Annotated in this window: 22 protein-coding genes; 11 read left to right on the top strand and 11 right to left on the bottom strand. The window is 62.2% G+C overall.

Annotated features, from left to right (window positions below; translation table 11 throughout):
• Positions 1–172: 172 nt before the first annotated feature.
• The 5 genes from ACMA5I_RS05410 to ACMA5I_RS05430 form a co-directional block, all read right to left on the bottom strand.
• Complete coding sequence (locus tag ACMA5I_RS05410; RefSeq protein ID WP_525885223.1) at positions 173–2602, bottom strand: DUF3772 domain-containing protein; 2430 nt, start codon at positions 2600–2602, stop codon at positions 173–175.
• A gap of 4 nt (positions 2603–2606) precedes the next feature.
• Positions 2607–3647: a cysteine synthase A gene (locus tag ACMA5I_RS05415; protein WP_525885224.1), complete on the bottom strand. Its 1041-nt coding sequence runs from the start codon at positions 3645–3647 to the stop codon at positions 2607–2609.
• A gap of 77 nt (positions 3648–3724) precedes the next feature.
• On the bottom strand, positions 3725–4474 hold the full coding sequence (locus tag ACMA5I_RS05420) for an NUDIX domain-containing protein (RefSeq protein ID WP_525885225.1): 750 nt from the start codon (positions 4472–4474) through the stop codon (positions 3725–3727).
• Between the two features lie 20 nt (positions 4475–4494).
• Entirely contained in the window at positions 4495–5877 is a 1383-nt protein-coding gene (locus ACMA5I_RS05425; RefSeq protein ID WP_525885226.1) for a cryptochrome/photolyase family protein, read from the bottom strand.
• Between the two features lie 81 nt (positions 5878–5958).
• Positions 5959–7557 carry a BCCT family transporter gene (locus ACMA5I_RS05430; protein ID WP_525885227.1) on the bottom strand — a complete coding sequence of 533 codons (1599 nt, stop codon included), beginning with the start codon at positions 7555–7557 and terminating at the stop codon, positions 5959–5961.
• Positions 7558–7717: 160 nt separating this feature from the next.
• On the opposite strand from ACMA5I_RS05430, the gene glf reads away from it, so the two are divergent.
• From glf to trpB, 3 genes are all read left to right on the top strand, one after another.
• Positions 7718–8872, top strand: coding sequence for a UDP-galactopyranose mutase (glf, locus tag ACMA5I_RS05435; RefSeq protein WP_525885228.1), 1155 nt, complete (start codon positions 7718–7720; stop codon positions 8870–8872).
• Positions 8869–9801 (top strand): glycosyltransferase, encoded by a 933-nt coding sequence (locus ACMA5I_RS05440; RefSeq protein ID WP_525885229.1) that lies wholly within the window; start codon positions 8869–8871, stop codon positions 9799–9801. The genes glf and ACMA5I_RS05440 overlap by 4 nt, the downstream gene beginning before the upstream one ends.
• 71 nt (positions 9802–9872) lie before the next feature.
• Positions 9873–11078: a tryptophan synthase subunit beta gene (gene trpB / locus ACMA5I_RS05445; RefSeq protein WP_525885230.1), complete on the top strand. Its 1206-nt coding sequence runs from the start codon at positions 9873–9875 to the stop codon at positions 11076–11078.
• A gap of 200 nt (positions 11079–11278) precedes the next feature.
• Here the strand turns inward: trpB and ACMA5I_RS05450 are convergent, their stop codons facing one another.
• Positions 11279–11920: a hypothetical protein gene (locus ACMA5I_RS05450; protein ID WP_525885231.1), complete on the bottom strand. Its 642-nt coding sequence runs from the start codon at positions 11918–11920 to the stop codon at positions 11279–11281.
• Between the two features lie 241 nt (positions 11921–12161).
• On the opposite strand from ACMA5I_RS05450, the gene ACMA5I_RS05455 reads away from it, so the two are divergent.
• The 3 genes from ACMA5I_RS05455 to ACMA5I_RS05465 all read left to right on the top strand — a co-directional run bounded on the left by ACMA5I_RS05455 (position 12162) and on the right by ACMA5I_RS05465 (position 13832).
• Positions 12162–12524 (top strand): hypothetical protein, encoded by a 363-nt coding sequence (locus ACMA5I_RS05455; protein WP_525885232.1) that lies wholly within the window; start codon positions 12162–12164, stop codon positions 12522–12524.
• 61 nt (positions 12525–12585) lie between these two features.
• A complete protein-coding gene (locus tag ACMA5I_RS05460) occupies positions 12586–13050 on the top strand; it encodes a low molecular weight protein-tyrosine-phosphatase (RefSeq protein WP_525885233.1) in 465 nt (154 codons plus the stop codon).
• On the top strand, positions 13047–13832 hold the full coding sequence (locus ACMA5I_RS05465) for a fructosamine kinase family protein (RefSeq protein WP_525885234.1): 786 nt from the start codon (positions 13047–13049) through the stop codon (positions 13830–13832). The genes ACMA5I_RS05460 and ACMA5I_RS05465 overlap by 4 nt, the downstream gene beginning before the upstream one ends.
• On the opposite strand, the gene ACMA5I_RS05470 is transcribed toward ACMA5I_RS05465, so the two are convergent.
• The 3 genes from ACMA5I_RS05470 to argE form a co-directional block, all read right to left on the bottom strand.
• On the bottom strand, positions 13829–14665 hold the full coding sequence (locus ACMA5I_RS05470; RefSeq protein WP_525885235.1) for a hydratase: 837 nt from the start codon (positions 14663–14665) through the stop codon (positions 13829–13831). The two genes, ACMA5I_RS05465 and ACMA5I_RS05470, sit on opposite strands and share 4 nt — an antisense overlap.
• 83 nt (positions 14666–14748) lie before the next feature.
• Positions 14749–15873, bottom strand: coding sequence for a CaiB/BaiF CoA transferase family protein (locus ACMA5I_RS05475; RefSeq protein ID WP_525885236.1), 1125 nt, complete (start codon positions 15871–15873; stop codon positions 14749–14751).
• Positions 15866–17038 (bottom strand): acetylornithine deacetylase, encoded by a 1173-nt coding sequence (gene argE / locus ACMA5I_RS05480; RefSeq protein ID WP_525885237.1) that lies wholly within the window; start codon positions 17036–17038, stop codon positions 15866–15868. Before argE ends, ACMA5I_RS05475 begins: the two co-directional genes overlap by 8 nt.
• A gap of 235 nt (positions 17039–17273) precedes the next feature.
• Between argE and dctP the strand changes: the two genes are divergently transcribed.
• The 4 genes from dctP (at position 17274) to ACMA5I_RS05500 (ending at position 21107) form a co-directional block, all read left to right on the top strand.
• Complete coding sequence (dctP, locus tag ACMA5I_RS05485) at positions 17274–18674, top strand: TRAP transporter substrate-binding protein DctP (RefSeq protein ID WP_525885238.1); 1401 nt, start codon at positions 17274–17276, stop codon at positions 18672–18674.
• Positions 18675–18746: 72 nt separating this feature from the next.
• A complete protein-coding gene (locus tag ACMA5I_RS05490) occupies positions 18747–19376 on the top strand; it encodes a TRAP transporter small permease (protein WP_525885239.1) in 630 nt (209 codons plus the stop codon).
• A 12-nt stretch (positions 19377–19388) separates the two neighbouring features.
• Entirely contained in the window at positions 19389–20666 is a 1278-nt protein-coding gene (locus tag ACMA5I_RS05495) for a TRAP transporter large permease (protein ID WP_525885655.1), read from the top strand.
• A gap of 3 nt (positions 20667–20669) precedes the next feature.
• Positions 20670–21107 (top strand): universal stress protein, encoded by a 438-nt coding sequence (locus ACMA5I_RS05500; RefSeq protein ID WP_525885240.1) that lies wholly within the window; start codon positions 20670–20672, stop codon positions 21105–21107.
• Here the strand turns inward: ACMA5I_RS05500 and ACMA5I_RS05505 are convergent.
• Positions 21100–21840 carry a maleate cis-trans isomerase family protein gene (locus ACMA5I_RS05505; RefSeq protein ID WP_525885241.1) on the bottom strand — a complete coding sequence of 247 codons (741 nt, stop codon included), beginning with the start codon at positions 21838–21840 and terminating at the stop codon, positions 21100–21102. The two genes, ACMA5I_RS05500 and ACMA5I_RS05505, sit on opposite strands and share 8 nt — an antisense overlap.
• 25 nt (positions 21841–21865) lie before the next feature.
• On the opposite strand from ACMA5I_RS05505, the gene ACMA5I_RS05510 reads away from it, so the two are divergent.
• Complete coding sequence (locus ACMA5I_RS05510; protein WP_525885242.1) at positions 21866–22531, top strand: GntR family transcriptional regulator; 666 nt, start codon at positions 21866–21868, stop codon at positions 22529–22531.
• Here the strand turns inward: ACMA5I_RS05510 and doeA are convergent.
• On the bottom strand, positions 22528–23712 hold the full coding sequence (doeA, locus tag ACMA5I_RS05515; protein WP_525885243.1) for an ectoine hydrolase DoeA: 1185 nt from the start codon (positions 23710–23712) through the stop codon (positions 22528–22530). The two genes, ACMA5I_RS05510 and doeA, sit on opposite strands and share 4 nt — an antisense overlap.
• Positions 23713–23737 lie beyond the last annotated feature (25 nt).

The raw sequence follows: 23737 nt of genomic DNA on the forward strand, positions 1-23737 counted from the left end.
CAAAACGCTTTGCCGCCGGATGATGCGAGAATGTTAGGGGGATTCTTTGCGTTCTGACAAGCAGAAAGGCAATTTTCTGCGCATACGAAACCTATGTTTTTCAACGTTCAAAGCGATTTGAACGCAGAACGGGTATCGATTTGGTGGTCAAAATTGCGACAGCACGCCGCGGTTACGGCCCCTCTTCGCCATCGCTGGGCTGCGGCGGGCTGGCGGGCGTTTCCTCGGGATCGGGCGTCGCGGCAGGGGGCAGAGCGCTGCCCGAAACGGCGCGGAAGCGGACCTCCTGCTGGGCGCGCGGGATCTCGATATCGGCCTCACGGAAGCGCTCCACAATGTCGAAATTCATGTCCGAGGTGGCCGAGAGCATGTAGTTCACATCCCGCAAATAGGCCCGGATCTCGAAGCGCATCCCGTCGCCATTGAACCCCATGAAGAGAATCGCGGGCGGCGGGCGTTTGAGGATCATCGGATGCTCCTCGGCGATCTCCAGCAGGATCTCCTCCACCTGGCGCGGGTCCGTCCCGAAGGCGACGGTAACAGGCACGATCACCCGCCCCATCATGCTCTGATGCGTCCAGTTCAGCACCGGCTGGGAGATCAGGTTTTCGTTCGGGACGATCACGGTGGAGCGGTCAAAGGTCTCGATCCGCGTCGCGCGCACCGCGACCTTGCGCACATAGCCCGAATAGGCGCCGACCTCGATCCAGTCGCCCTCTTTCACGGGGCGTTCCATGAGGAGGATAATCCCGGACACGAAGTTCGACACGATGGTTTGCAGCCCGAACCCGATCCCGAGCGAGAGCGCACCGGCGACGATGGCGAGGCTGGAGAGGTTGATCCCCGTGGCCGACACCGCCGCAATCCCGGCGAGCAGGATCCCGACATAGCCAAGGCCCGCAACACTGGCATTCTTCGCCCCGGTATCGAGGCTCGTGCGCGGCAAGACCGTGCTGCGCATCAGCGCCTGCGCCAGCCGCGTCAGCGCGTAGCCGATGAGGAACACGATCACGAAGGTTACGAGATCGGTGGGCGAAATCGTCACGCCGCCGAAGGTCACGCCCTCTTTGAGCTTGATCCAGCCTTCTCCGATCTCTTCAGGCCGCACGCCCCAGAGCAGGAGCATGACCGGAAACCCGACGATCCCGAGCGAGATCGCGGTGATAATCGGCACGAAGGAAAGCCCCTCCCCCGATTTGCCGCGCCGGATCGCGGCCTCGATGATGTCCGTGATGATGCTGTACATCACGATCAACATGCCGATCAGCAGGAAGGTCGTGACCGTGCCGAACATGAGCCGCCCGGCAAGCATCTCATAGCCGAGCAGCGCCGCAATCGGGGCGAGAATGGCAACGGCCAGCCCCCAGAGTTCGAAGAACCAGCTCAGGATCGGGCCGACGGGGACCTGCCGGGAGGCCTCGTCATCCTCCTCGATCTCGGCATTGGCGGCGCGGATGCGCGCCATTTCGGCATTTCTCAGCGGGCGCAAGGTGTGGAACAGCCGCCAGAGCGCAAAGGCTTCGATCAAGATCAGCGGCGTGACCAGCATGGAGCGCGTCGAGTCGGTCAATTGCTGGCTGTCATTGAGCGTCTGGACGAACATGGCCGCGCCCAGCGTCACACCCATCACCACCATCCAGCGATATCCGCGCAGCGCGGTCTCATCATCGGAGCCGACGAAACGCGCCTCAGCAAAATGCGGGGCGAAGAGGCCAAGCGCGATCCAGCGCGCGATGACCATGGCAAAGAAGAACGGAATGGCTGCCGTCAGCAGGCCATCCCCCGCTGTGCCAACGAGCCCGAGACGCATGAAGCCCTCAAGCAGGAGCAGAGTCGCGCCGAGGGGGACCAGCAATTCCCAGATGACAATGAGTTTGCTGACCACCACCCGCCGCCGGATCGACGCATCCTGCATCCGCGTCCGTCCGATTTGCGGCAGGCGCGGCCCGAGCCAGAACAGCAGCCACAGCCCGGCCACCGTGTAGAGGATGGCCACCGGGAGGTTGCGAAAAATGGCTTGTCTCTGCTCGGCGCTGCCAAGGTTGATGGCGGTTTCGTCCACGATCTTGCGGCCGTAATTCAGCACTTCCATCGACCCTGAGGCCCAGACGGAGGGCAGAACCGGCGACTCGTGCCGGGTGAGCAGCGCTTCGGTGTCGCGGTCGCGGATCATTGCGTCGATGGCGGCAATCAACCCGTCCGCCCGGACGCGCGCTTCTTCGGCGGCAATGACGGGCGCGCGAAGTTCGGAAAGCTGCGTGTTCAGGCTGGAACGGCGGTTGGCGGTTTCTTCCGGTTCGGTGTCGCCCTCTGCGGGCGGATCGCCAAGCGAAGCGATTTGCGCCTCAAGGGTCTTGATCTGCGCGGAATTCGTGCCGGTCGCCGCCGCCGCCTGCTCACGCTGCGAGACGAGTTGGCTGCGCAGCGCATTGAGCCGCTCGCCCGACAGCTCGTCGGAATTGTCCAGTTCCTGCTCGACGCGGCTCGCCAGATCGTCCCAGCGGGCCACATCCGCGGCCAGATCATCCTGCGCAAGCGCCGCCAGACCGCTGACCAGCAGCAAAAGGCCCGCCAGCGCCACCCCTTTGAAACCGCGAAGCATCGTCTTAAGCGTCCTCGAACACCGTGGGAATGTCGGGTTTATGTGTCAGCCACGCTGGCACATCGAAGCCCTTTTCCTCAAGGAAATCAGGGTTGAACAGCTTGGACTGATAGCGATGCCCATAGTCGCAAAGGATCGTGACAATCGTGTGTCCCGGCCCCATGGCCTTCGCCATCGCAATCGCGCCCGCAATGTTGATGCCGCTGGAGCCGCCGAGACACAGGCCCTCTTCCGGCACGAGATCGAAAATGATCTTCAGCGCCGCGTCGTCATGGATGTTGAACGGGTAATCCACCGCCAGCCCTTCGAGATTGGCGGTGATGCGCCCCTGCCCGATCCCTTCGGTGATCGAGCCGCCTTCGGAGGTTTTCAACTCACCATTCTCGTAAAATTCGAAGAGCGCCGCGCCATCCGGGTCCGCGAGGCCGATTTTCACATCCGGGTTCTTCGCCCGCAGGGCCGTCGCGACCCCTGCGAGGGTGCCGCCCGAGCCTGCCGCGCAGATGAACCCATCGACCTTGCCGCCCGTCTGCTCCCAGATTTCCGGGCCGGTCGTGTCGATATGCGCCTGCCGGTTGGCGGTGTTGTCAAATTGGTTCGCCCAGAGAACACCTTTCTCCTCGGTCGCTTTAAGTGTCTCCGCCAAGCGACCGGAATATTTCACATAATTATTCGGATTCTTATAAGGCACCGCTGGCACTTCGACGAGTTCGCCGCCCGCAAGACGCACCGCATCCTTCTTCTCCTGACTTTGCGTCTCCGGCATCACGATGATGACGCGGTAGCCAAGCGCCGCACCGACCATGGCGAGGCCGATACCCGTATTGCCCGCCGTGCCTTCGACAATCGTGCCGCCGGGCTTGAGCTCGCCCGACTCCACCGCGTGCTGGATGATCGAGAGCGCCGCGCGATCCTTGACCGACTGACCGGGGTTCATGAACTCGGCCTTGCCCAGAATCTCGCAACCGGTCTCTTCGGAGGCGCGCTTGAGGCGGATCAAAGGCGTGTTGCCAATGGCGGCGGTCACATCGGGGCAAATCGTCATCTGCGTCTCCTTATATTCGGCGGGAGATTAAGTTGCCGCCCGCACAAGTTCAACAGGGCACGTCATTCTGGCCGCGTTCATCCGGCTTCCGCGCGCAAGCGGCTTCGCTCGCGGGCGAGGAACAGGAGCGAGACGATCAGCGGCGCGTTGCGGATCTCGGCCGTGCCGATCATGGCGATGGCCTCTTCTGCGGGTTTGAGGATGGAGCGGATGTCCTCCTCCTCATGGTCCAGCCCATGCACACCGCCCGCATCCGACAGATCCGTCAGCGCGAGATAGCTCGTCAGATATTCAGTGAACCCGCCTGGCGAGGCGTAATATTCGCCGATCTTGATGAGATCATCGAGCTTCAGACCCGCCTCCTCCACCGCCTCGCGGCGGGCGGTCTCGGCGGGCGCTTCCATCTTGTCGATCCGGCCCGCAATGGCCTCGATGGTCCAGCAATTCCTGTCGCCGCGCGCGTAAGGCCCGAGGCGGAACTGCTCGACCATCAGCACCTCGTCGCGCACCGGATCATAGGGCAGTACGGTCACGGCATCGCCCGCGACAAAGACCGCGCGGTCCAGCTCGCCGGTCCAGCTTCCGTCATAACGCTGGTGGCGCAGCTTGTGATCCTCGACCTTGAAGTAATGGCGATAAGGCGTTGAAACTTCGGACTGAACCTTGCCCACCTCACCGCCACCCGCATGGAGCCGCGCAATCGCCCGGATCTCGATCCCGCGCCGCAATTTGGCCGCGTCCTCCTCCGGCCCCAGCTCTTCAAACTCGCGCCGCATCTCGCGGGCCAGCGCCGGATCGTCCGGCAGCAGATCATCCCAATCGGCCATAAACGCCCCCTTATCTGGCGCTACTCATCTTTGAAGGCGTGATAGAGGTCAAGCGCCCGCTTGCGGCTCTCCTTCACAGGTTCAGGAGGGCCGTCCGGGCGGGTGATCGTCCAGCTTTTAGGGATCGCCTTCTCAAACTGCGCCGCGCCCTCGCCCTTGAGCCAATAATCGCGATATTTGGCGTCCGGGTCGTATTCCTCGGCCTGCGTCACCGGGTTGAAAATACGGAAATAAGGCGCGGCATCAGGGCCGGAGCCCGCGATCCATTGCCAGCCCATGGCGTTATTGGCCGGGTCGTGATCGCAAAGACAGTTCTCGAACCACGCCCGCCCGATCCGCCAATCCGTTTGCAGATTTTTGGTGAGGTAAGAGCCGACCAGCATTCGCGCGCGGTTGTGCATATAGCCGGTGACGTAAAGCTCGCGCATCGCCGCGTCCACCACATCGACGCCGGTTTCGCCGCGCTGCCAGCCGGTTGCGACCTCGCTTTCACCCTTCCAGGGAAAGCCGTCCCACGCGCTGCGCCAATTGTCCTCGGAGAGTTTGGGGAAATGCCAGAGCAGATGCCACGCGAACTCCCGCCAGATGATCTCGGCGATGAATTTGCCCGCGCCGGAATTGCCCTCTTCCGCCGCGCGCTGCGCCGCTTGCCAGACCTGCCGGGGGGAAATCTCGCCCCATGTCAGATAGGCCGAAAGATGCGACGTGCCTTGCCGGTCGAGCCGGTCGCGATCCGTGGGATAGTCGGACAGATCCTCCTCCAAAAACGACTCCAACCTCTCCTGCGCCGCTGCCTCGCCCGCCTCGACATGGGGCCGCACCACCGCCGCGCCGCGTTTCATATCCGCATGAAGCGCCCAGTCTTTCAGGCTCTCGCTCTCGGGCCAGCTCTCCGGCGCGGTCAGATCCGGCGCGCCGATCGCCGCGCCCGGATCGCGGGTCTGGACTTTTTTGCGGTAGGGCGAATAGACCTTGTAAGGCTCGCCCTGCCCGGTCTCGACGGTCCATGGCTCAAAGAGCAGAAAGCCCTCATGGCCGGTGATCTCCAGCCCGTCTTTCTCGCACGCCTCTTTCAGCGCCTTGTCCACCTCTTTGGTCGCCGGATCATAGGACCGGCTGCAATGGATCGCCGCTGCGCCCACCTCTTTGGCCAGCGCCGGCAACACCTCCGCCGGATCGCCGGTTTTGAGGATCAGCCGACTGCCCGCCGCCTCCAGCGCCTCGCCGTAAGCCTCAAGCGCCAGTCCAAGCCGAAACCGCGAGGCCGCGCCAACCGGGATCGTCGTCTCATGGGCAATGAAAACGGGGATAACGGGGCCCGCCTCCGCCGCAGCGGTCAGGGCCGGATGATCGGCCAGCCGCAGATCGCGGCGCAGCCAGAGAAGAACGGGTGATGTGCTCATATCCGCCACCCTGACAGCCGCCTGCGCAAAAGAAAACCCCGCCGAAGCGGGGTCCTCTCATTCTTTCGTGCTGTCAGGCGCTTACGCGTAAGCCTTAAGCTTGTTGCGCTCTTCCTTGAGGCCCATCCAGATGCACACACACATCGCCAGAAGGACCATCGCGAAGGGCAGACCTGTGGTCACGGCCATCGCCTGCAGCGACGCAAGGCCGCCGCCCATCAGAAGCACAATCGCGATCACACCCTCGAAGATGCACCAGAACACCTGCTGCGGGAGCGGCGCGTCGGTCTTGCCGCCTGCGGTGATGGTGTCGATCACCAGCGAGCCGGAATCCGACGAGGTGATGAAGAACACCAGCACAAGGATGATCCCGATGCCCGAGGTCAGCTGCGCCAGCGGCAGCGCGGCCAACATCTCGAAGAGACGCAGCTCGGTCGAGGCATCCGCAACAGCGGTGTAGCCGTCATTGACGATCTGGTTGATCGCGGTGCCGCCGAAGACAGTCATCCAGATGACGCAGACGAGGCTCGGGATCAGCATGACGCAGATCAGGAACTCGCGCACGGTCCGGCCGCGGGAGACGCGGGCGATAAACATGCCCACAAACGGCGACCAGGAGATCCACCACGCCCAGTAGAACGCGGTCCAGCCCTGACGGAAGTTGTCATCGGTCCGGCCAATCGGGTTCGAGAGCGGTGCGAAATCTTTCGCATACGCGCCGAGCGAGTTGAAGAAATCCTTCACCAGCTGGCCGGTCGGGCCGACGAGGAACACGAACACGAGCAGGCAGAAGGCCAACACCATGTTGATGAAGCTCGCGCGCTGAACGCCCGCATCGAGACCAGCAACCACCGATGCCAGCGCGATGAGCGTGACCACCGTGATCAGGATGGTTTTCGACCAATCATTGACCGGGATGCCGAAGAGGAAGTTCATCCCCGCAATCGCCTGTTCCGCGCCAAATCCGAGCGAGGTCGCGAGGCCGAACAGCGTCGCCATCACCGCTACGATGTCGATGACATGGCCGGGCCAGCCCCAGACACGGTTGCCAAGGAGCGGGAAGAAGGCCGAGCGCAGCGTCAGCGGCAGGCCGAGATTATAGGAGAAGAGCGCCAGCGCGAGGGCCACGATGGCATACATCGCCCAGGGGTGCAGACCCCAGTGGTAGATGGTCGCCGCCATGCCAAGCTCTTTGGCAAGCTCCGGGTTGCCCGCAGCGCCGCCAAGGGGCGCCCAGCTTTCAGGGCTTCCTGCGCCTTCTGCCACCGAGGAGGAGAAGTGCGAAATCGGTTCGGAAACACCAAAAAACATAAGACCGATGCCCATGCCAGCGGCAAAAAGCATCGCGAACCAACCGGGATAGGAGAAGTCCGGTTTGGCATCTCTGCCGCCCAGACGGACCGAGCCCATCGGGGTGAAAATCAGCAAAATGCCGAACAGGACGAAGATATTCCCGGCCATCAGGAAGAACCAATCGAAGCTGTTGATGACAAAACTTTTCATCGCTTCAAATTGCGCCGTCGCCTGATCCGCGAATAGAATGGCATAGAGCACGAACAGAACAACACCGATCGCCGAAATGGGGAAGACCGGGTTATGTACATCGAACTGAAACGGGCCTAGAGAGCCATCGACGTTGTCTTCGCCGATATCATGCTCTGCTTCATCTTCATAAGACATGATTTCCTCATTGTTTTTTATTTCATGTTGGGGCGGTGTCTAACATATGAGTGATGATGCGCAACCCGCGCCCCGAAAAGCAAACAAAACCTGAGGCCGCGAGGGCTTTTCTTTTGACCCCGTCGCAGGTAGTCAGACGGGGAAAAGGGCAGGAGACATCATGACAGGGAAACATATGCTGATGGTCGGCGCAGGTCTCTCGGGGGCCGTGATCGGACGGCGGCTGGCCGAGGAAGGCTACAAGGTCACCATTTGGGACAGCCGCAACCATATTGCCGGGAATTGCCACACTGAACGCGACGCTGAAACGGGTGTCATGGTGCATGTCTACGGCCCGCATATTTTCCACACCGATGACGCCGAGGTCTGGGGTTATGTGAACCGGTTCGAGACCTTTAAACCCTATGAAAACAGGGTGAAAGCGACCACAGGCGGCGCGGTTTATTCGCTGCCGATCAACCTGCACACCATAAACCAGTTCTTCGGCAAGACGATGCGGCCGGATGAAGCGAAAGCCTTTATCGAGGAGCAGGCGGACACCAGCATCGAGGACCCGCAGACCTTCGAGGAACAGGCGCTGCGCTTCGTCGGACCGAACCTCTATAAAGCGTTCTTCAAGGGTTACACACAAAAGCAGTGGGGGTGTCACCCGTCGGAACTGCCCGCCAGCATCCTCAAGCGCCTGCCGGTGCGCTTCAACTACAATGACAATTATTTTTTCCACCGCTTTCAGGGGATGCCGGAGAATGGCTACACGCTGATGGTGGAGCGAATCCTCGACCATGAGAACATTACGCTGCGTCTCGGCACCACTTTCACTCGCGATCAGGCCGAAGAATTCGACCATGTGTTCTATTCCGGCCCGCTCGACGGCTATTTCGACTTCGATCTGGGCCGTCTCGGCTACCGCACCCTCGATTTCGAGCGCTTCACCTATGAGGGCGATTATCAGGGCTGCGCGGTGATGAATTACGGCGAGGAAGAGGTCCCCTACACCCGCATCACCGAGCATAAGCATTTCAGCCCATGGGAAAATCACGAGGGCTCGGTCCTTTACCGCGAGTTCTCCCGCGCCTGCGAGCCCGACGATATCCCCTATTATCCGATCCGCATGGTCGCGGAAAAAGAGCTGCTCAAGGACTATGTGGCCAAGGCAAAGGAGGAACGCGGCGTCACCTTTGTCGGGCGGCTCGGCACGTACCGCTATCTCGACATGGACGTGACCATCCGCGAAGCGCTCAACACCGCCGACATGTTCCTGCGCACCGCCCGCGAGGGCACCGACATGCCCGCCTTCGCCGTCCAGCCCTTATGAGTGATCTGACCCTCGCTGCCATTGTCGTCACCTTCAACCGCAAGGCACAGCTCGACACGACTGTCGCGCGCCTGCTCGCGGAGTCCGTCGATCATGTGGTGATCGTGGACAACAACTCGACCGATGGCACGAGGGACTGGCTGAAATCACTTGAAGACCCGCGCGTAACCGTCATTTATAACGAGGAAAATCTCGGCGGCGCGGGCGGGTTTGAAATCGGGCTGCGCGAAGCCGTGGCCCGTTTCGATCCCGATTGGTGCGTCGTCATGGATGATGACGCGCGGCCCCAGCCCGGCGCCTTCGACGCCTTCCGCAGCGCTGATCTCACCCGTTGGGACGCCGTCGTCGCCGCCGTTTACCACCCCGATGGACGCATCTGCGAGATGAACCGCCCGGCCCTCAACCCCTTCTGGCACAAAGACATCTTTCGCGAAGCGCTCACCAAAGGCCGCGCCGGTTTCCACATCCCGGACGCCCGCTATGACGAGCCGCCGAGCCCGCTCGACGAGGGCAGTTTCGTCGGCCTGTTCCTCTCCCGAAAAGCCATCGAGATCGCCGGCTATCCCGACCGCGAACTCTTCATCTATGGCGACGATGTGCTCTACACGCTGACTCTCACCGAACGCGGCGGCCGCATCGGCTTCGTGCCGCAAGTCCGCTTTGAGCACGCCTATTCCACCCAGAGCGAAGGCAGCATCGCCATGCGCCCCTTGTGGAAAAACTACTATCATTACCGCAACTTGCTCTTCGTCTATCGCAAGGCCGCAGGCCCTTGGTTCTACCCGGCCCTGCTCGCGATCCTGCCGAAATGGTATCTCAAATTCCCCCATTACGGGGCGGACAAGGGCGCGTTCCTGAAGGTCCTGACCAAAGCCGTCCGCCACGGCCTCACCGGCAAACGCGGCCGCCTGCCGGAGCATGGCGGCTGAATTTCCTTGCCTCCCCGCGTCCCCCGCGCTTTTCTCTGCGCTGACACGGAAAACACGCAAGGGAGGCGCGCATGTCCTATCTCACATCTCACCCCAATAAGGACGGGTTTTTCGGGGACTATGGCGGCGCGCAGCTTCCGCCGCCGCTGGAGCCACACTTCAAGGACATCCGCGAAGCCTATGAACGGATTAAAAATTCCGACGCGTTCATCGAAGAACTGCGCTATATCCGCAAACATTTTCAGGGTCGCCCCACCCCGGTCTCGCATCTGAAAAACCTCTCCGCAGCGGCGGGCGGCGCGCAGATTTACGCCAAGCGCGAAGACCTAAACCACACCGGCGCGCATAAGCTCAATCACTGCATGGCCGAAGCGCTTTTGGCCAAGCATATGGGCAAAACCAAGCTGATGGCGGAGACCGGCGCGGGCCAGCACGGCGTGGCGCTCGCCACCGCCGCCGCCTATTTCGGCATGGACTGCGAGATCCATATGGGCGAGATCGACATCGAAAAAGAAGCGCCCAATGTCACCCGCATGAAACTGCTCGGCGCCACCGTCGTCCCGGTTGGCTTTGGCGGCCGCTCGCTCAAAGAGGCGGTGGACAGCGCGTTCCAATCCTATCTGGATCAGGCGGACACCGCGCTTTTCGCCATCGGCTCGGTCGTCGGGCCGCACCCCTTCCCCATGATGGTCCGCGATTTCCAGCATGTCGTCGGCATCGAGGCCCGCGAGCAATTCCTTGAAATGACCGGAAAACTCCCCGACATGGTCGCGGCCTGCGTCGGCGGCGGCTCCAACGCCATGGGCATTTTCTCAGGCTTCATCGACGATGACAGCGTGTCGCTTCACGGCGTGGAACCCCTCGGCACCTCGTCGAAACTCGGCGATCACGCGGCGACCATCACTTACGGCGAGGACGGCGACATTCACGGTTTCCGCACCATGGTCCTGAAAGACGACAAGGGCGAGCCCGCCCCCGTCCACACCGTCGCCTCCGGCCTCGATTATCCCGGCGTCGGCCCCGAACACGCCCATCTCTACCGCACGGGCCGCGCCAACTACACCGCCGCCGACGACAAGGAAGCGCTCGACGCCTTCTACAAACTCTCGCGGCTCGAAGGCATCATCCCGGCCCTCGAATCCGCCCACGCCGTCGCCTTCGCCATGCGCGAGGCCAAGGCGAACCCGGACAAGACGATCCTCATCAACCTGTCCGGCCGCGGCGACAAGGATATCGACTATGTGACGGAGACTTTTGGGTTTGAAGGGAAGGCGTGACGCTCATCTGCGTCAGTGCCGCGAACGTATCATCATCGCAGCGGGAGACATGCTGCGATGATGCGCATTCAAGCGACCTGATACTCAATGCATAACGCGCGCAAGGTCCACTCCGGAACCTCGTCTCTCAGCCCGATCTATCGATAAGCGCGACAGCATAGAAACCCTGCGGTGGCCTTAAATTCGCTGTCGAGACAGCCCTATCCTCGTCTTTTCCGACCAAGCAGGAGCAGACCGCCGAGCGCAGACAGGAGGCCAACTCCGGAGAGAGGGAGCGGCACGGCACTGGGGACACGGAAGCTTTGGTCCTCTATGTCATCGGTCTCATAGTGCGCAGACCACAAACCCTTATAGTCCTCACGCACTGTAAAATTCCTCCAGATACCGATGCTGGTATTCGACGCGGAAAATTCGCTTGAATTCGCGTAGTCTGGTGGGCCGAAAAGTGCCGAAACATCGACCTCTCCATTCCGGATAGACAAGTCATAAGTGCCGCAGGCTTCATTCACGCTGGGCCGCGACAGGATTTCGGCGTTTTGCGGATTGTAGATGATGGAGTCGTAGAGACCACCATACTCGTTTGGCAAATCGTCGAAGCAATCCACGTGACTAAAATAACCCGAATATTCGAAGTTCGGCCCAACCATATCGCTCACGTCGAAAACGAATCTGAAGGACGACCACCCTGAGCCGACATAGTCCGGCTGCTCTAAGCTCCCGGGGATCTCGGGCGGGAGTTGGTCATTCGTGACAACACCGGATGTGATGTAAAAGCGAAACGTCAGAATCCCGCCATGAGCCTGACCCGCCACCAAACATGCTAAAAGAATATATTTTTTCATAAAATCACCCTCCACATCCCTTCGTAGCGCATCGCGGCGCCATTTTGGGTGAAAATTGAAGGGAAGTGGACTTAATCGCAGCATCTTGTTGATTATTATTTTTTATTTCATCTCACGATCGTCGCGTGAGGACACCTAGCGCCGAAACAGAGCACGCATACAAACCTGCGGCATCAGCGCGCATTGATTTGAGTGCATTTTTGAAGAGTTTAATAAGAAAACTTTCATCGCGAGCCAACCCATGACGGATTACTGCTTTATCCACACCACGATCCCTCAGCCGCATCTGCTGACGCTGCGCCAATATCCCTATATGGAGATGCGAGACCGCGAGGATGGCGCGCATTATTTTTACACGCCTGAATATTACAGCGATATCATAAAGCTGGTGGATCCATACAAGCACCCGACTGTCCCAAGCGACATCTGGCGCGAGCATTTGCGTATGGTAAGGGACCCCAAGGCGACGTTTTTCATCACACTGGTTCGGCACGAGGAGGGCGTAGAAAATGCCGCCATGCGCTGTTTGCGCGCGCCGATTAAAGAGGGCTGGCCCGAGGTTATCCACGAAGATGTGGAACGGTTCCGCGCCTCATCCGCTTGAAACGCCGTCCGCGCTGCGTCACAACTGAGGCGATCCGGTTCGCCATCTGAAGGAGCCCGCCATGGCTGAGACGCCCGCTATCCTCTTTGTCTGTCTTGGAAATATCTGCCGCTCCCCGATGGCGGAGGGCACGATGCGGGCGTTGGCGGAGGCGCGCGGCGTGGCGGTCGAGATCGACAGCGCGGGCACCGGGAACTGGCATGTCGGCGATCCGCCGGACCCGCGCGCGATTGCGGAGATGGCGCGGCACGGCGTCGATATTTCGGGCCTGCGCGGGCGGCAGGCGACGCGGGCGGACTTTGATCGCTTCGATCATATCATCGCGCTGGATCGCCAGAATCTCGCGGATCTGAAGACAATCGCGCCGCAGGACGCGCGGGCGGAACTGTCGCTTCTGCTCGATCATGTGGAGGGCCGCGCCGGAGAGCCGGTGGCCGATCCGTGGTTTGGCGAAGCGGATGGATTTTCCGTGACTTATGCGGATGTGCGCGCGGGCGCGGAGGCGCTTCTGGACAAGCTCGCGTGAATTTGCGCGCCCGGACCGAGGCGCTTTTGGGCGCCGCCGTGACGGGCGGCGGTCCGCTCTCCGGCGGGGATTTGTCGCAAATCGCGCGCTTTACGTTGGACGATTACCGCGAGGTTGTCGCCAAGACCGGGCCGGACCCGCGGGCCGAAGCCGACATGCTCCGCGCCATGGGCGATGCGGGCGCGCCAGTACCGCAGGTTCTGGCGGCAGCGGATGTGCTGATCCTTGAATATATTCAAGATGATGGACAGGCTTCTTGGAGTGATCTTGGCGCGGTGCTGACACGGCTGCATTCCACCACCGGGCCGTATTATGGCTGGCCGCAGAATTACGCCTTCGGCACGGTTGAGATCGACAATTCGCCTTCCGAAACATGGCCGGAGTTCTGGGCCGAACGGCGGCTCCTCTGCCATCTCCCCCACATTGACGCGGGCCTCGCCAAGCGTCTCGAAACGCTCGCGAAAGACCTGCTGAACCGCCTGCCCGCCACGCCGCCCGCATCCTTGCTGCATGGCGATTGCTGGGGCGGGAATATCCTTTTCGCAAAGGGCAAAGTCAGCGCGCTGATCGACCCGGCCTGCTCCTACGGCGATGCGGAGGTGGATCTGGCGATGCTCCATCTGTTCGCGCGTCCCGGTGCGGATTTCGCCTATGAAACCCGGCCCGGCGCAGAGGCGCGCAGGCCAATATACACGCTCTGGCCCGCGCTGGTGCATCTGCGGCTTTTCGGCGGCGGCTATCGCCCCATGGTGGAGAGGCTGCTGACCCGCTGCGGCGTTTAGTCGGTCAGCGTGACGGAGACGCTCATCGGCTGATCGGCCAGCATATATTCCGCCGAGACGACGCCGGGCTCGGCGGGGGTCAGCGGGCTCAGGGAGCCGAGCGAAATCACCGAGCCGTTGGAGAGTTCAAACCCGCCGCTTTCGATCAAAAACAACACCACATCAAGGGGATGGCCGAGCAGCATCTCGCCTGTGCCGGTGCTGACGCTCTCGCCGTCGAGCTTCAGATCCACCGTCATCGCGGCGAGCGCGCCAAGCGGATCTTCGAGGTCTTTCACCCGGACGCCCTCGCCCATCACACCGCGCCACGGCATCACGCCATAGGCGGCCATGAGCAGGCCCGTCGGCTGGACGCCCTCTTCGAGCGCCATGTCGGGCAGTTCGATAAAGGGGCGGATCTCATCCAGCGCCATCGCCGCTTCGATCCTGCTGGTCGCGGCCATCAGCGCCTCGGCATCCTCGACGGTCACGACGAGATCGGCCTCATAGAGCGGGCTGCGGGTCCCGGCGAGCGAGACCTCCGCGCCATCTTCCAAAATCATCGGCTGATAGAGCGGGCCTGCGACCGGCGCATCGACGCCGAACGCCTCCTGTGCGGGCGCGGAGGTAAAGCCAACCTTCACGCCGACCGGATCGCCATAGGCCGCGATCAGCACCTCCTCGAAAGAGGCGGCGGCGCAGGTCGCGTCCTCCATGCTCTCCAACTCCAGCGCAGGCAGGCGCTCGCCCTTGGTCCAGCCCTCGGCGGCCTTCGCCATCACGGCGGGCTCCGGGCAAGCGGCGGCCGCTGCAAAAGGTGCGGCCAGCGCCGCCAATGTGATGAGATGTTTCATGAAATCCCCCTTTTGGCGGAAGCTTGGCCCGGCGGCGCGCGCTTGACCAGTGTTTTCCGGTGCGGGCGGCATAATGTGATCGCTCACCGCCACCCGCCCTTATGACTGCCCAGGGTCGGCGCGCCGTCCCTGAGATCGAGATCGGCAGCGGAAAAGACCAACGGGCTGCGCACGCCGCGCACGCCATCCGCCTCGATCTCCATGCCGCGCGCCTGCACCTGCGGGTCGGCGAACACCTCATCGACGGTGTTGATCGGGCCCGCAGGCACGCCCTCCTCTTCCATCGCTTTGAGAATGTCGCTCTTGGTCCATTCCGCGAAGGCGCGCGCGAGCAGCGGGGTCAGCGCGTCGCGGTTCTCGACCCGCGCGGCATTGGTGGCAAAGCGCTCCTCTTCATGGAGCGTCAGCCCGAGCCTTGCGGAGCAGCGCGCGAATTGCCGGTCATTGCCGACGGCGAGGATGATATGCCCGTCCGCCACCGCAAAGACCTGATAAGGCACGATATTCGGATGCGCATTGCCGAGCCGCGTGGGCGCGATGCCGCTGGCGAAATAGTTCATCGCTTGATTGGCCAGCACCCCGGTCATGCAATCGAGCAGCGCCATGTCGATCTGCTGCCCCTGCCCCGTGCGGGCGCGCTGCATCAGCGCCGCCTCGATGCCGATCACCGCATAAAGCCCGGTGAAAATATCCGCAAAAGCGACGCCGATTTTCTGCGGCTCGCCGGTCGGATCGCCCGTGAGCGACATGATCCCGCCCATGCCCTGCACGAGAAAATCATAGCCCGCGCGGGCCGCATAAGGCCCCGTCTGGCCGAAGCCCGTGATGGAGCAATAGATCAGCCGCGGGTTCAGGGCCGCGAGGCTCTCATAGTCGAGCCCGAATTTCTTCAGCCCGCCCAGTTTGAAATTCTCGATCACCACATCGGCTTCGGCGGCCAGTTCGCGGACGCGGGCGAGATCCTCCTCGCTGCGAAAATCCGCGATCATCGAGCGTTTGCCTCGGTTGGCGGCGTGGAAATAGGCCGCGGTGCCGTCGATAAAGGGCGGGCCCCAACGGCGAGTGTCATCGCCCTCGGGGGCCTCGACTTTAATCACATCCGCCCCGAGATCGGCCAGAAGCTGCCCCGCCCATGGCCCGGCGAGGATGCGGGCCAGTTCCAGCACCTTGATCCCCTTGAGCGGGGCGTCTTTTTGCGCCTCAGCCATGGGACTGCCGCTCCGCCAGTTTGCCCAGCACGTCAAGACAGCGCTCCAGGGCTTTGATTTCGATATATTCATCCGGCTTGTGCGCCTGCGCGATGCTGCCCGGCCCGAAGATCACGGCGGGCAGATCGCGGGCGGAAAAGGCGGTGGCATCGGTGCCGAAGGGCGCGGTGGAGACGGCATTCTCCCCGCTCAGCGCCTGCGCCAGCGAGATCGCCGGGTTCGCCGGATCATAGGCCATGCCCTCATATTCGCCGAGCATTTCGGTGGTGACGCCGCAGCCCTCCCCCGCCGCTTTCATCTCCGTGTCGATGCGCGCCAGCTCGTCCATGATCCGCGCCAGATGGTCGCGCCCATCATTGGGCGGCGTCTTGCGCAGCTCCCACTCGACCACGCAATCGGCGGCCACCACATTGCCCGCCGCGCCGCCATGGATCACGCCGATATTGATGGTGTTGTAAGGCGGGTTGAACGGGCCATCCTGCGGATTTGCCGCGATCTCGGTAGCCAAATCGGTGAGGAAAGTGATAAACCGCGCCGCATAGGCTATGGCGTTCACGCCATTGCGCGGGTCCGAGGAATGGCAGGCCGCGCCAAGGAAAGTGCTTTGCGCCTCAAACCCGCCCTTTTGCCCGCCGAGGATTTTCATCTCCGTCGGCTCGCCCACGATGATCGCCTCGGGCGCAACATTCTCGTCGATGAGATGCTGCGCCAGAACCGGTGCGCCCTTGCTCCCGGTTTCCTCATCATAAGAGAGCGCGATCCAGATCGGTTTTTTCAACTCCGCCGCCGCGAAATCCGGGACCATGGCGAGCGCGCAGGCCAGAAACCCCTTCATGTCGAGCGCGCCGCGCCCGTAAAGCCGCCCGTCCTCTTCATGAAGCGTAAAGGGATCGCGCGACCAGTTCTGCCCCGCGACCGGCACCACATCCGTATGCCCGTTCAGCACCACCCCGCCCGGTGCCTCCGGCCCGATCCGCGCGAGAAGATTGGCCCGCTCGCCGGTCTCGTCCCATGAGAAACTCGGCGTGATGCCATGGCCCGCGAGATACTCCGTCACATAGTCCAAAATCGGGCCGGTCGAGCCGCCCGAAACCGTGGGAAAAGCGACCAGATCCGCCAGCAGGGAGGTGCAGCGGGAAAGGGCGTCGGATGCGGCATTTGTCATAACGTCTCCTCTTCACGATATGTTTTTCTCGGCGATTTACAGGCGCATTCACGCATAAACAGAGGTTAATTAACGGGCATAGCCCCCTGAAATTGCGTAAATTTTTATCACCTCGCATTTTCACCGAAACAGCCCGCAAGCCAGAGACATATATCTCCTTGGGTTTTGCGATCTGCCTTGTTACGCTTCGTGAAAGTTTGCCGATCTGGCAGACAAAGACAATGGAGGTTCACGCATGAAAACGCTTTTTAAGACAACCAGTCTTGCCGCCCTCGCGAGCGCAATGGTCGCCGGTCCCGTTCTGGCCGATCAGTGGAAATACGCGCTGGAGGAGGCGATTGACGAGGTTCAAGGCGTCTACGCGACTGAATTCAAAAATTACGTTGAAGAAAATTCCGACCACACTGTTGAGATCTTCCCCTTCGGCACGCTTGGCGAGTCCGCCGACACGACCGAGCTGGCGCAGATGGGGGCGATCCAGTTCGTCACCGCGAGCCCCGGCTTCATGGGCGCGCTGATCCCAGAGCTTCAGGCGTTCCTGCTGCCCTATCTTCTGCCGGAAGATCAGGCGGTGCTGGCCGAGCTTTACAAGGAAAGCCCGACGATCAACGAGATGCTCGCCGGCAAATATGCCGAGCAGCAGCTTGAGTTCATCGACATGTATCCCGAGGGCGAAGTGGTCATGACGACCAAAGAAGCCGTCTCGGGCCCGGCGGATCTCGACGGGGTGAAATTCCGCGTGATGACCTCGCCGATGCTGGTCGAAACCTACAATGCATTTGGCGCGACGCCGACGCCGCTGCCCTGGGGTGAGGTGTTCTCCTCGCTGCAACTCAACATGATCCAGGGTCAGGAAAACCCGATGTTCTTCGTCGAGTCGACCAAGATGTATGAGGTGACGGATCACATCACCTATGCGGGCCACAACACCTTCACGACCGCCGTTCTGGCGAACCAGAACTTCTTCAGCGGTCTGTCGGATGAGGACAAGCAGTTGGTGCGTGACGCGGCGGATGCGGCTTATGACCACATCATCGAGTATCAGCAGGGCCTGACCGAAGAGTCGGAAGCCAAGATCCTCGAAGCCAAGCCGGATATGACGGTGACGGTCCTGAGCGATGAAGAGCGCCAGCCGTTCCGCGACGCCGCGCAGCAGGTGCGTGAGGTCTATCTTGCGGAAGGCGGCCCGGACGCGCAGGCGGTTCTCGATGGGTTCGCGGCTGACATCGAAGCAGCGCAAGCGGCTGTGGGCGGCGATGCGGCCGCAGCGGAAAACGCCGAGCAAGGCGGCGATGAAACCGGCAGCGACACCGCAGCGGAAGCGGCGGAAGGTGCCGCCGAATCCGGTGACGACGCCGAAGCGCCGGCCACGGATGACGCGAATGCGTCGGATGGCAGCGCCGATGCGGGTGACGCAGCGGATGCCGCCGAAGAGACCGCAAGCGATGCCGGTGACGCCGCTTCGGACGCAGCGAGCGACGCAGCCGATGCCGCCAGCGATGCAGGCGATGCGGCGGCGGACGCGGCAGGTGATGCAGCAGATGCAGCCGCCGACGCGGCAAATGACGCCGCTGACGCGGCCAGCGATGCCGCAAGCGACGCGGCGGATGCAGCGGAAGACGCCACCGCAAACTAAGACAAAGGGGGCGCGCCACATGAAAGGCGCGCCCTTTTTTTGAGGCAACGATCACGAAACCGGGAGGCCCCGATGCAAGAAGACCAAGACCAAAGATTGCCGGACCCCTCACCCCCAACAGCGCCGCCCACGCCGCCCGAACAGTTTGGCGGCGTTCTCGCGCCGCTCGCCTGGCTTGACGGCATGATCGCCAAAATTGAGGCGTTTGTCCTGGCCGCAGGCACGCTGATGATGGCGACCGTCTCGGTGGCCAACGTGCTGGGGCGCTTTCTCTTCGGCCAGTCGATCTTCTTTGCCGAGGAACTGAACCAGTTTCTGATCATCCTCATCACCTTTGTCGGGCTCGGCTATGCCGCCCGGATGGGGCGACATATCCGCATGTCCGCCTTTTACGACGCGCTTGGCGATGGCGGGCGCAAGGCGATGATGGTGCTGATCTGCGTCGTCACGGCGGGGTTCATGTTCACCCTCGCCTATTACTCCTATGAATATGTCGTCAGCCAGGCCCAAACCGGGCGGATCTACCCGTCGCTCCGGGTGCCGATCTGGTGGACCCTGCTCTGGATGCCCGCCGGATTTGCAATCACCGGGATCCAGTATATCCTGACGGCGATTGCCAACCTCACGCGGGAGGATGTCTATCTCTCCGCCTCGGTCGTCGACAGCTATGACGAACATGACGACGAAATCAGCGGGGTATAAACCATGGACCAGATGACCTTAATCATGCTCGGCACCATGGTGGTGCTTCTGCTCGCGGGCTTCCCGATGATGATCCCGCTTCTGGCGGGCAGCTTCGTGGCCTTCTTCGTCTTCATGTCGGTGCCGCCCGAAGTGATGATCCAGCAGATGGTCGCAGGCATCCGCCCGACCGCGCTGATCGCTGTGCCGATGTTCATCCTCGCCGCCGATATCATCACCAAGGGGCGCTCGGCCAACCGGCTGATCGACCTCGTGATGAGCTTCGTCGGCCATGTCAAAGGCGGGCTTGGCGTCTCGACCGCCATGGCCTGCACCCTGTTCGGCGCGGTCTCCGGCTCGACGCAGGCGACCGTGGTCGCCATTGGCGGCCCGCTCCGCCCCCGGATGCTGAAAAACGGCTATTCGGACAATTTCACATTGGCGCTCATCATCAACGCCTCCGATATCGCCATGCTGATCCCGCCCTCGATTGCGATGATCATCTACGGCGTGATCTCCGGCACCTCCATCTCGGAACTCTTCATCGCGGGCGTCGGCCCCGGCCTTCTGATCCTGCTGCTCTTTTCGATCTGGTGCGTGATCTACGCTGTCAAAAACGACATCCCGACCATGCCCAAAGCCAGTTGGGGCGAGCGCGGGCAGGCGTTTCTCTCCGCCCTCTGGCCGCTCGGCTTCCCGGTGATCGTGGTCGGCGGCATCTATGGCGGGATCTTCTCGCCGACTGAGGCCGCCTCCGTCTGCGTCGCCTATGCGATCCTGCTGGAGCTGGTGATCTTCCGCGAACTCAAGCTGATGGACCTCTGGGACGTCGCGAAGTCGACTGGCCTCATCACCGCCGTCGTCTTTATCCTCGTCGCCGCAGGCACCGCCTTTAGCTGGGCGATCAGCTTCAACCAGATCCCGCAGCAGATCATCGGCGGTCTCGGCCTTGCCGAAGCCTCGCCAACCATGATCCTCGTCGCGATCTCCATCGCGTTTTTCGTCGGCTGTATGTTCGTGGACCCGATTGTCGTGATCCTCGTGATGGTCCCGATCTTCGATCCGCTGGTGCAGGCCTCGGGCCTCGACCCCGTCCTCGTCGGTGTGATCATCACCATGCAGGTCGCGGTTGGCTCCGCCACGCCGCCCTTTGGCTGCGATATCTTCACCGCGATTGCGATTTTCAAACGGCCCTATCTCGAAGTCATCAAGGGCACGCCGCCCTTCGTCTTCATGCTGCTGGCCGTGAGTGTCATGCTCATCCTGTTCCCGCAAATCGCCCTGTTCCTGCCTAATCTTGCTTTCAGGTAAACCATGTATCAGACCATTCTCGCCGCCATTGACGGCTCGTCCCATTCCGACCGGGTGCTCGATCACGCCATCGCGCTGACCAAGACCTGCGGGGCGAAACTCCACATCATGACCGTCTATCGGCACCACTCGCCGTCGGAGAGCAGCCTGTCGATGATCCGCAGCAAGGATCTCGAAACCCCGGAATCGGCCCTAAAATCCTACGCCAAAGAGGTCGCGGAGTATGGCGCGGGCAAGGCGAAGGACGCGGGCGTGACGGCCAAAACCCACGCCGTGCGCGGCGCGCCGTCGCGCAAGATCGTGGATCAGGCGAAGAAACTCGACGCCGATCTGATCATCCTCGGCAAACGCGGACTTGGCGATATGGGCGGGTTTCTTTTGGGCGGCGTGTCGCACAAGGTGACATCCCTCGCGCCCTGCGCCTGCCTGACGGTCAAATAGCGCCGAGCGCGCCGAATTGTGGCATCTCGCCGGTCTCCCCGGCGAGACGCATCGCCCGCCAGATCATCGCCTGATTGCTGGTGAGAACCGGGCACCCGAGCTCCCCTTCCAGCCACGGCACCAGCCGCGCCGCATCCGTCGCCGTGCAGGCGATGAAAAGTGCGGCGCCCGGCTGCACCAGCGGCTTGGCGGCGGCAAGGATCTCATCCGGCGTCAGCGCCGAGATTGCCTGATCATCACCGAGGCCAAGGATCTTCAGCCCCGCAATCTCCACCCCCTGTCCGGCCAGATAGTCCGCCAGCAAATGCGCCACCGGCGCTTCATAGGGCGCGAGCATCGCGAGCCGCGTCAGTCCCAGCTTTTTCAGCCCGAGCAGCACCGAAGCAGGCGGCGTCACCACCGGCACACCGGGCCGCCCTTCGGCAAAGGCATCGCTGACCGCCTGCTCTCCCAACACCGCCGTGGCCGAGGTGCAGGAGAACATGATGGAGCCCAACTCCACCCCCGGCAGGATCAGCGCCGCCGCCTTGCCCAGCTGCGGCAAGGTCGCGCGCAAGGTCTCCTCGGTGAACGGATTGCCAAAGGCGATCCGGGTCGTGTGCAGCCAATGATCCGGTCCCGCCCTGAGCGCGCCGAAATCATTCTCCGTCACCAGATCCGTCGCCAGCGCCACCAGCCCGGTGCGCCGTGCATCCACCGCCCGCGATTGGCCATTGGTAAAATTATATGTCATGTCAGGGAAGGTAGAGGGCCAGCACATGACCGACAAGACAGAACCCGACATGACCCCGGCGGAGCGCCGCTTCGACACGATCTATCGTGACCTGCGGCGCAAGATCGTCCTGCTCGATTACGGCCCCGGCGACAAACTCGATCTCGCGGAACTGGAGCAGCATTACGATGTCAGCCGCACGCCGCTCCGGCGCGTGTTGCAAAAGCTCTGCGATGACGGGCTGGTGCGGGCGCGCCACGGGGTGCCGACCACGGTGCGCCCGGTCGATCTCGACCAACTCCGCCCGGCCTTTCTCTTCCGCATGGGCCTAGCGGAGCAGATCGGCGCGCTCGATCCCTGCCCGCCAAGCCCGGAAGCCCTCAACCGCCTCCGCGCCTTTCTCGACCGCGGCGCCTTTGGCGATCTCGACGCCCGCAGCTTCGGCGAGATCGACCTCGAAGTGCATGAAATCATTTGCACGCTCATCGGCAATCCGTGGCTGCATGTCACCTATGACCGCATGTTCCACATCACCGCGCGGCTCTGGCAACTCCATCTCGACGATCTGAACATCGCCCGCGAGGCGGCGGCGTTTGAGGAAGACTGCCGCGCCATTTTCGAGGCGCTCAACCGCGGCGACGTGGCCGCAATCGGCTATATCATCCGCAACGCGCTGTCGGGGATGCTCTTCCGCCTCCACGGCGTCATTTAACGCTTCACGAACAGTTCGCGCGGATAGTCGGCGATGCAGAGCGCCGGTCCGGCTTCCTGAATGACGATGCTTTCGGTGATCTCCAGCCCCCATTCATCCATCCAAAGCCCCGGCATGAAATGGAAGGTCATGCCCGGCTCCAGCACAGTTTCGTCGGATTTGCGGATGGAGATGGTGCGCTCGCCCCAATCGGGCGGATAGCTGATCCCGATGGGATAGCCGCAGCGCCCGTCCCGCTCGATCCCGGCGCGGCCAAGCGCGTCGTAAAGGGCATGGGCAATGTCGCAGGCGCGGTTCCCGGCGCGGGCGGCGTCGATGCCGTTCTCCAGCCCCTCCAAGAGCGCCGCCTCCGCCCGCAGCACCTCATCCGGCGGTTCGCCCAGCCAGATCGTGCGGCAGAGCGGCACGTGATAGCGGCGATGGCACCCGGCAATTTCGAAAAACGTGCCTTCGCCAGGTCGGATCGGCCAGTCATTCCACGTCAGATGCGGCGCGGTCGCGTCGATCCCGGACGGCGCGAGCGGCACAATCGCCGGATAATCCCCGCCATAATGCGGCGTTCCGCGAATGCCCGCATCGTAAATCTCCGCGATCAACTCGTTCTTGCGCATCCCCGGCTCGATCACCTCGATGATCCGGTCATGCATCCGCTCGACGATCCGCGCGGCGCGGCGCATATAGGCCAGCTCCGTCTTGGACTTCACCGCGCGCTGCCAATTCACCAGCGCCGTCGCATCCACGATCTGGGCATCCGGCAGACCCTTGGTCAGCTCCTGATGCGCCTTGGCGGAGTAGTAATAATTGTCCAGCTCAACCCCGATCCGCCCCTTGGCGAGACCTTTCTCTTTCAGCAAATCCGCCAGATGCGAATGGGGGTGCTGCTTGGGGTTCTGCACATAAATATCCGGGTAGCCGATGATCCGGTCCTTCGGCAGCCATACCGTGAGTTCCGCGCCCCAGCTGTCCATCATCCGGCCCCACCAGATCGGCGTGTCGCCAAGCGGCACGATCACCGCTTGGTGGGTGTAGAACGACCAGCCATCATAGCCCGACAGCCACGCCATATTGCTCGGGTCCGTCGCAATCAGCAGATCGAGACCACGCGCCTCCATCTCCTTATGCACCTTGGCGACACGCTCAAGATATTCCTCGGTCTGAAAGGAAATGTCGGGCTGTGGCATAGAGCCTCCTTTACGCTTGTCTTTC

The organism is Jujubicoccus corallicola, from assembly GCF_047345645.1.
GTDB lineage: Bacteria > Pseudomonadota > Alphaproteobacteria > Rhodobacterales > Rhodobacteraceae > JBLEFH01.

Bases quoted from the DNA above. Each gene is read 5' to 3' on its own strand.
- ACMA5I_RS05410 (WP_525885223.1), bottom strand. From the start codon at position 2,602: ATGCTTCGCGGTTTCAAAGGGGTGGCGCTGGCGGGCCTTTTGCTGCTG.
- ACMA5I_RS05415 (WP_525885224.1), bottom strand. From the start codon at position 3,647: ATGACGATTTGCCCCGATGTGACCGCCGCCATTGGCAACACGCCTTTG.
- ACMA5I_RS05420 (WP_525885225.1), bottom strand. From the start codon at position 4,474: ATGGCCGATTGGGATGATCTGCTGCCGGACGATCCGGCGCTGGCCCGC.
- ACMA5I_RS05425 (WP_525885226.1), bottom strand. From the start codon at position 5,877: ATGAGCACATCACCCGTTCTTCTCTGGCTGCGCCGCGATCTGCGGCTG.
- ACMA5I_RS05430 (WP_525885227.1), bottom strand. From the start codon at position 7,557: ATGTCTTATGAAGATGAAGCAGAGCATGATATCGGCGAAGACAACGTC.
- glf (WP_525885228.1), top strand. From the start codon at position 7,718: ATGACAGGGAAACATATGCTGATGGTCGGCGCAGGTCTCTCGGGGGCC.
- ACMA5I_RS05440 (WP_525885229.1), top strand. From the start codon at position 8,869: ATGAGTGATCTGACCCTCGCTGCCATTGTCGTCACCTTCAACCGCAAG.
- trpB (WP_525885230.1), top strand. From the start codon at position 9,873: ATGTCCTATCTCACATCTCACCCCAATAAGGACGGGTTTTTCGGGGAC.
- ACMA5I_RS05450 (WP_525885231.1), bottom strand. From the start codon at position 11,920: ATGAAAAAATATATTCTTTTAGCATGTTTGGTGGCGGGTCAGGCTCAT.
- ACMA5I_RS05455 (WP_525885232.1), top strand. From the start codon at position 12,162: ATGACGGATTACTGCTTTATCCACACCACGATCCCTCAGCCGCATCTG.
- ACMA5I_RS05460 (WP_525885233.1), top strand. From the start codon at position 12,586: ATGGCTGAGACGCCCGCTATCCTCTTTGTCTGTCTTGGAAATATCTGC.
- ACMA5I_RS05470 (WP_525885235.1), bottom strand. From the start codon at position 14,665: ATGAAACATCTCATCACATTGGCGGCGCTGGCCGCACCTTTTGCAGCG.
- ACMA5I_RS05475 (WP_525885236.1), bottom strand. From the start codon at position 15,873: ATGGCTGAGGCGCAAAAAGACGCCCCGCTCAAGGGGATCAAGGTGCTG.
- argE (WP_525885237.1), bottom strand. From the start codon at position 17,038: ATGACAAATGCCGCATCCGACGCCCTTTCCCGCTGCACCTCCCTGCTG.
- dctP (WP_525885238.1), top strand. From the start codon at position 17,274: ATGAAAACGCTTTTTAAGACAACCAGTCTTGCCGCCCTCGCGAGCGCA.
- ACMA5I_RS05490 (WP_525885239.1), top strand. From the start codon at position 18,747: ATGCAAGAAGACCAAGACCAAAGATTGCCGGACCCCTCACCCCCAACA.
- ACMA5I_RS05495 (WP_525885655.1), top strand. From the start codon at position 19,389: ATGACCTTAATCATGCTCGGCACCATGGTGGTGCTTCTGCTCGCGGGC.
- ACMA5I_RS05500 (WP_525885240.1), top strand. From the start codon at position 20,670: ATGTATCAGACCATTCTCGCCGCCATTGACGGCTCGTCCCATTCCGAC.
- ACMA5I_RS05505 (WP_525885241.1), bottom strand. From the start codon at position 21,840: ATGACATATAATTTTACCAATGGCCAATCGCGGGCGGTGGATGCACGG.
- ACMA5I_RS05510 (WP_525885242.1), top strand. From the start codon at position 21,866: ATGACCGACAAGACAGAACCCGACATGACCCCGGCGGAGCGCCGCTTC.
- doeA (WP_525885243.1), bottom strand. From the start codon at position 23,712: ATGCCACAGCCCGACATTTCCTTTCAGACCGAGGAATATCTTGAGCGT.